This is a genomic window from Vibrio jasicida CAIM 1864 = LMG 25398, assembly GCF_000400365.1.
GTDB classification, from domain to species: domain Bacteria; phylum Pseudomonadota; class Gammaproteobacteria; order Enterobacterales; family Vibrionaceae; genus Vibrio; species Vibrio jasicida.
In genome coordinates this window covers 1-5812 of sequence record NZ_BAOG01000231.1, presented here as the reverse complement: position 1 = coordinate 5812, position 5812 = coordinate 1, and the positions used below count along the sequence as shown (strand labels likewise).

At 43.4% G+C, this 5812-nt stretch carries 6 protein-coding genes and 2 tRNA genes; 5 read left to right on the top strand and 3 right to left on the bottom strand.

Features of this window, described 5'->3' with window-relative positions; genetic code table 11:
- The coding region (locus VJL_RS30155; RefSeq protein ID WP_227741181.1) for a hypothetical protein at positions 1-245 on the top strand (245 nt) is incomplete at its 5' end.
- A gap of 256 nt (positions 246-501) precedes the next feature.
- Here VJL_RS30155 and pssA read toward each other — a convergent pair.
- Both pssA and VJL_RS27135 read right to left on the bottom strand, forming a co-directional pair.
- Complete coding sequence (pssA, locus tag VJL_RS27140) at positions 502-1842, bottom strand: CDP-diacylglycerol--serine O-phosphatidyltransferase (RefSeq protein ID WP_038873871.1); 1341 nt, start codon at positions 1840-1842, stop codon at positions 502-504.
- A gap of 71 nt (positions 1843-1913) precedes the next feature.
- On the bottom strand, positions 1914-2345 hold the full coding sequence (locus VJL_RS27135) for a GNAT family N-acetyltransferase (RefSeq protein ID WP_038882464.1): 432 nt from the start codon (positions 2343-2345) through the stop codon (positions 1914-1916).
- A gap of 101 nt (positions 2346-2446) precedes the next feature.
- Between VJL_RS27135 and murB the strand changes: the two genes are divergently transcribed.
- Together murB and birA are read left to right on the top strand one after the other, a co-directional pair.
- Positions 2447-3490: a UDP-N-acetylmuramate dehydrogenase gene (gene murB, locus VJL_RS27130; protein ID WP_038882462.1), complete on the top strand. Its 1044-nt coding sequence runs from the start codon at positions 2447-2449 to the stop codon at positions 3488-3490.
- A complete protein-coding gene (gene birA / locus VJL_RS27125; protein WP_038882461.1) occupies positions 3487-4452 on the top strand; it encodes a bifunctional biotin--[acetyl-CoA-carboxylase] ligase/biotin operon repressor BirA in 966 nt (321 codons plus the stop codon). Before murB ends, birA begins: the two co-directional genes overlap by 4 nt.
- A gap of 16 nt (positions 4453-4468) precedes the next feature.
- On the opposite strand, the gene coaA is transcribed toward birA, so the two are convergent.
- Positions 4469-5392, bottom strand: coding sequence for a type I pantothenate kinase (coaA, locus tag VJL_RS27120; protein ID WP_038873865.1), 924 nt, complete (start codon positions 5390-5392; stop codon positions 4469-4471).
- Between the two features lie 206 nt (positions 5393-5598).
- On the opposite strand from coaA, the gene VJL_RS27115 reads away from it, so the two are divergent.
- Together VJL_RS27115 and VJL_RS27110 are read left to right on the top strand one after the other, a co-directional pair.
- Positions 5599-5674: transfer RNA gene (locus VJL_RS27115), tRNA-Thr, on the top strand.
- Between the two features lie 52 nt (positions 5675-5726).
- Positions 5727-5811, top strand: a tRNA-Tyr gene (locus VJL_RS27110).
- The last annotated feature ends 1 nt before the right edge of the window (position 5812 follow it).

Genomic DNA, 5812 nt, shown 5'->3' with positions numbered 1-5812 from the left:
AATTGGCAGAGCAGCGGATTCCAAATCCGCGTGTTGGGAGTTCGAATCTCTCCACCCCTGCCATATTTAAGGCTCTAGCAGAAATGCTGGAGCCTTTTTCGTTTTTATCACTTCTAACAAGTGATATTAGGATAACTTGGCGTCCCTTGGTGCGCAGTCCGCTTGGCTGCATTTCCCATCGAATCTCCGGAGTGCCGGCCCAGTCCACCTCTTTTTATGTACAAAGCTTCAGTCAAAGATTATGAAACTTGTTTGCTTTTAGTTTTTAGAAAAAGGTCCAATTCCACCGTATTAGTATCAGTTTGTCGGACGCGGGTGCGTTCGCTTACTTGATGTTCTATCCGACATTCAGGCTCGGTTCTTTCTTCTTCGGGAGGGATAAGTACCTGTTATCTGAATATTTGTCTATTTAGTTCGTTGGGCAGGGGTAGGCGAACCGTGATTTACAACCTACAAAAAAGCCCAGTACTTTCATACTGGGCTTTGACTCTTTATTAGTTTCTAAAGGATACGCTTAAGTACGCCGTCAGCTTTGATGCGAGTGATCTTACGAACAAGCTTCTGAACGCTTTCTGGGTAATCTTCTACCTTTTCTAACTGTCGGTAAGTACAGATAAGTTGAGTATGCTCGAGAATGTTTGCTACTTCTTGCTCAAACTTATCCGTCATCTTAGCGTAGTTATCTTGCACCAATAGTCCATTTTCTAAGTCTAGTGACCATGCGCGTGGGTTCAGGTTATTACCTGTCATGAGCATGTAGCGTTTATCTACCCAAATACCTTTTAGGTGGAAGCTATTGTTGTCGTGCTTCCATAAGTGGATAGAAAGCTTACGAGCTGCAATGTTCGCTTCGTTGGCTTTTGCAAAACGGCGAAGGTTCAATTCGTAAAGATATGGCAAACCACCAATAGTTTTAAATTCTTCTTCCGGAGCAATATAGAAGTCATTTGCTGTTTTATCTCCAACAACAATCGTTACTTTCACCCCGCGTTTCATTGCACGTTTTACTTCACGATGAATCGCTTTAGGAAAGTTGAAGTAAGGTGTACAGATGAAGATTTCATTTTGAGCGGCAGCGAGTAACTTAACGATTTTCATGTTGAGTTGATTACGTCGCTTACCCAAGCCAACAAGAGGAGTCACTTTTACCTCTTCTTCTGTTGCACTCTCTGGCGAAAACTCATAATCAGCACGAGCGAGAGAAGAACGCAGTTGACGAATTGCAGCTTTGATTTCTTTAGTTTCTGGTTTGTCCTTACCAGCAAGGTCGTTTACTGCTGGGTGAGCTATCATCTCACTCTGGATGAAACCGACCATGGAGTCAGCAAGTGCTTTATGTTGAATCACATGGTAACGGTCGAAACGATAACGACCATTGTATTGAAGATAGACGTTGTTTAAGCTAGCGCCGCTATAAATAACGGTATCGTCAACAATAAAACCTTTTAAATGCAGTACGCCGAAGACCTCTCTTCCTCGTACAGGAATGCCGTATACCGGAATCGAATGTTGGTATTTTTTAGCGAATGCTTTGTATAGCGCGGAATTGCCCTCTGATGACTCTGCACCAATGAGACCACGTTGAGCTCGGTGCCAATCTACACAGATATTGATGTCCAATCCAGGGTTGCGCTGTTTCGCCTCATAAAGCGCTGTGAAAATTTCACGTCCAGCTTCATCATCTTCCAGATATAGAGCGACTAGGTAAATTCGCGACGTTGCTTTGCTGATCGCATCAAGAAGACGAGTTCTGAAAGTTTCTGCTGCGTGCAGAACTTCAAAGTCTTCAGGCTTGACTGCGAGACTTGGCAACTGTTCGAATGGGTTCCTACTTACTATCATACCGGTGTGAGTACCTTAATTAAGTGCAATATTGCGAACCTGATATTTTACCAAAGATATGAATTCTCTGGCTACAAAACCACGTCGTTTAGAACGTCAGAAGTGGTGAATTGCATTGGAATGAGATCTTTACCACTGTCTACGTACCGCAAATAAGCCATTTTTAACGAGTTTGGCAATTCAGAGCTATCAATGGTTTCAAACCCATGCTGAGCGTAATAATTCTCTAAATGTTTAAAAGCGAAGCAATAATCACCACTGGTGAAAACTGTGTTTTCGCAATAAGTAAGCAGAGCACTGCCGACGCCAGTCCCACGAAATTCTGGCACGACTAGCATCCCTGTAAGCAATCGTGATTTTTCGATGGTTTTCATTCGTAATAGCGCAACAATGCCATTTTTGACGCTGGCGGTAATGATTAACTCATCCCGTTTGGCTCGGCCTGCCGGATAATGCGCTTTATACAACCTCTTAATGAGAGGAAGTTTGATCGGATTTAACACTTCTATGATTAATGAGTCTGGTATTGTCACTGCGGCTAAAAGATAACTAATGTAGAATGTCCATAGTTTAAGAGAATCTCATCTGGCGTTGCAAATCCACTATGGAAATTAAGAAACACGCGAGCCTTAAGGCTTTTCATACATTTGGTATCGAGCAAACTTGCGACTATTTGGCGATTGTTGAATCTGTAGAAGATGTCATACAGTTGTTCAAGAACGACACCTTTAAAAAATTACCAAAACTGTTTTTAGGTAAAGGGAGTAACATGCTCTTTACTCAGCATTATGAAGGGCTTGTGATTATCAACCGATTACTTGGTAAACAAGTGAGTGAAACGGATGAGTATTACAAGCTGCATATTGATGGTGGTGAAGACTGGCCCGCATTAGTGGAATGGTGTGTAAAACAAGATATTGGTGGCCTTGAAAACTTAGCTCTTATCCCTGGCTGTGCGGGTTCTGCACCGATTCAGAACATCGGAGCGTATGGAGTAGAGCTCAACAACATCTGTGATTATGTTGATGTTCTTGACCTAGAGACTTTTGAAACTACACGTATGAGTGCAGAAGAATGTCTGTTTGGTTATCGTGATTCGATATTCAAGCATTCTCTGTATGAGAAGTGTTTTATCACCGCGCTTGGCCTTAAACTGCCCAAAACGTGGCAACCCGTCAATCAATATGGCCCTCTACAGTCTATTCCTGAAAAAGAACTTAGCCCTAACGCAATATTTGAGCGAGTTTGCCAAGTGCGCATGGAGAAGTTACCTGATCCAACTAAAGTGGGTAATGCAGGGAGTTTCTTTAAAAACCCAGTGATCAGTCAAGATCATTATGATCAACTTATCCAGCAGCATGACACCATGGTCGCCTATCCTGCAAAAGGTGGGATGAAAGTGGCAGCCGGTTGGCTGATTGATCAGTGTGGGCTAAAAGGTACCTCGGTTAACGGTGCCCAAGTGAACCCATTACAAGCTTTAGTGCTTACCAATGTGGATAACTGTACCGCGGAAGATGTGGTGACTTTGGCTTCTCTTGTAAAGAAAACGGTTTGGGATAAGTATCAAATAGAGCTTGAGCATGAAGTGCGTTTTATGAATAGTCATGCTGAGACAACCCTTTCTGAGATAGAGGCTGCTCGATGAGAAAAGAACATAACGCAAAGCTCCATATCCTCAAAGCTTTAAGCGACAGCGATTTCCATTCAGGTGAAGCACTTGGGGAGAGCCTTGGCATCTCTCGAGCAGCAATCGCAAAGCACATTAAAGGGTTAAATGAGTGGGGTGTGGATATCTATCGTATCCAAGGCCGAGGTTATCAACTGGCGCACCCCCTACAACTATTAGACGGAGATACACTCAAAGCGAAACTTGATAGTCAAATCGAGCTGATCTCTGTTATCGATTCAACCAACCAGTATTTGCTGGAAAGAGTGAATGAGTCAGACAAAGGAAGAGTTTGTTTAGCGGAATACCAAGCTAAAGGCAGAGGACGTCGTGGCCGTCAGTGGATTTCACCTTTTGGGACAAATCTCTACTTGTCTATGTACTGGCGACTGGACGCAGGTATGGCTGCAGCAATGGGATTAAGCCTTGTTGTTGGTATTGCGGCAGTAGAAGCGCTCGAAAGTATGGGCGTTCAAGGTGTGAAGTTGAAGTGGCCCAATGACCTCTATTTCCAAGATAAAAAACTTGCAGGTATTTTAGTCGAAATGTCAGGCCAAGCCGGTGGTGCCGCTCATCTTGTTATCGGGATGGGGTTGAACATTGGGATGCCGGACATACAGCCTGAGATTGATCAGCCTTGGACAACGTTGAGTCAAGTCAGTGATGGTTTAACAATCGACCGCACCGTTCTGGCACTCAACCTTATTGAACACTGGAAGATCGCACTAGAAGAATATGAAATGACTGGTCTGGCGGGGTTTGTTGATCGTTGGAATCGTTTAGATAATTTTATAGACCGTCCGGTTAAGTTACTTATGGGGCCAAGAGAGATTCATGGCATTGTAAAAGGTATCGATCAACAAGGTGGGGTAGTACTAGAAACCAACAATGGTTTGGAGACCTACATTGGCGGCGAGATCTCCTTAAGAAAAACCGATTAACATTAACGAGTCAGCACTACTTTCTCAACGATACCTTATCAACCAAATGGCTTGGCCCTTTATGCAGTATTAAGTGGGCCCTTTCTCGAGTAGGAAGAATGTTCTGTTCCAAATTGAGCCCATTAATATCATGCCAAATCTGCTTAGCCTTGTTCCTAGCTTCTTCTACTGAGAGTTGGGTATAGTGGCTAAAATAGGATCCAGGTTTGGTGAATGCTCCTCGACGGAATTTCAAAAATCGTTCTACGTACCATTGCTCGACGGTCTCTGTTTCAGCATCAACGTAAATAGAGAAGTCTAGAAAATCCGACACAAACACTCGATGTGGATCGTGTGGGTAATCCATACCGCTTTGCAAAACATTTAAACCTTCAATGATCAATATATCTGGCTGCTCAACGGTTTTAAGCTCTTCGGTAATGTCGTAGGTAATGTGGGAATAGACTGGCACTGTAAGGTCAGGTTTACCTGCTTTCACATCGGAAACAAACTCAACTAAACGCTTTATGTCGTACGACTCGGGAAAGCCTTTGCGATGCATGATGCCCTTATCTTCCAGTTCTTTCTTTGGATATAAGAAACCGTCGGTTGTCACTAACGCGACTTTTGGATGATTCTCCCAGCGAGATAGAAGGGCCTTCAGCAGCCTCGCAGTCGTACTTTTCCCTACCGCAACGCTACCAGCAATACCGATGACAAATGGAGGAGCATGCTCTTCTGTATTGAGAAATTGCTGTAATACTGAGTTGCGACTCTGACGAGCTTGAACATATAAGTTCAATAGACGAGACAAAGGAAGGTAAATCTCTACCGCTTCCTCTACAGTGAGGTTTTCATTAATGCCTTGAAGCGCGGTTAAGTCGTCTTCAGAGAGTGTCATCGGGACAGAATTTCGTAGTTCTGCCCATTCAGCACGGTCAAATGACAAAAATGGACTCATGAGTCTCTTTGATCCTTGGTTTAATAGAGAGCAAGAACATACAACAAGCATCGTTTAAAGCAAACGACAAAGCTCGAAAGTTTGCTTTAAAAAGTGAGGTTTGTATGAATTTGCAGCAATTGAATCTAAAAAGCTAAATTTTACGATTTTTTTTAAAATACCTATTGCAACCTAGAAAATCATTCAATAGAATGCGCACCACTTATGCCGACTTAGCTCAGTAGGTAGAGCAACTGACTTGTAATCAGTAGGTCACCAGTTCGATTCCGGTAGTCGGCACCATTCTTTCCTGCTTCTTTAAGAAGCAATTGTAGTAAGAATGGCATGAAATTTTGGAGGGGTTCCCGAGTGGCCAAAGGGAGCAGACTGTAAATCTGCCGGCACTGCCTTCGATGGTTCGAATCCGTCCCCCTCCACCAT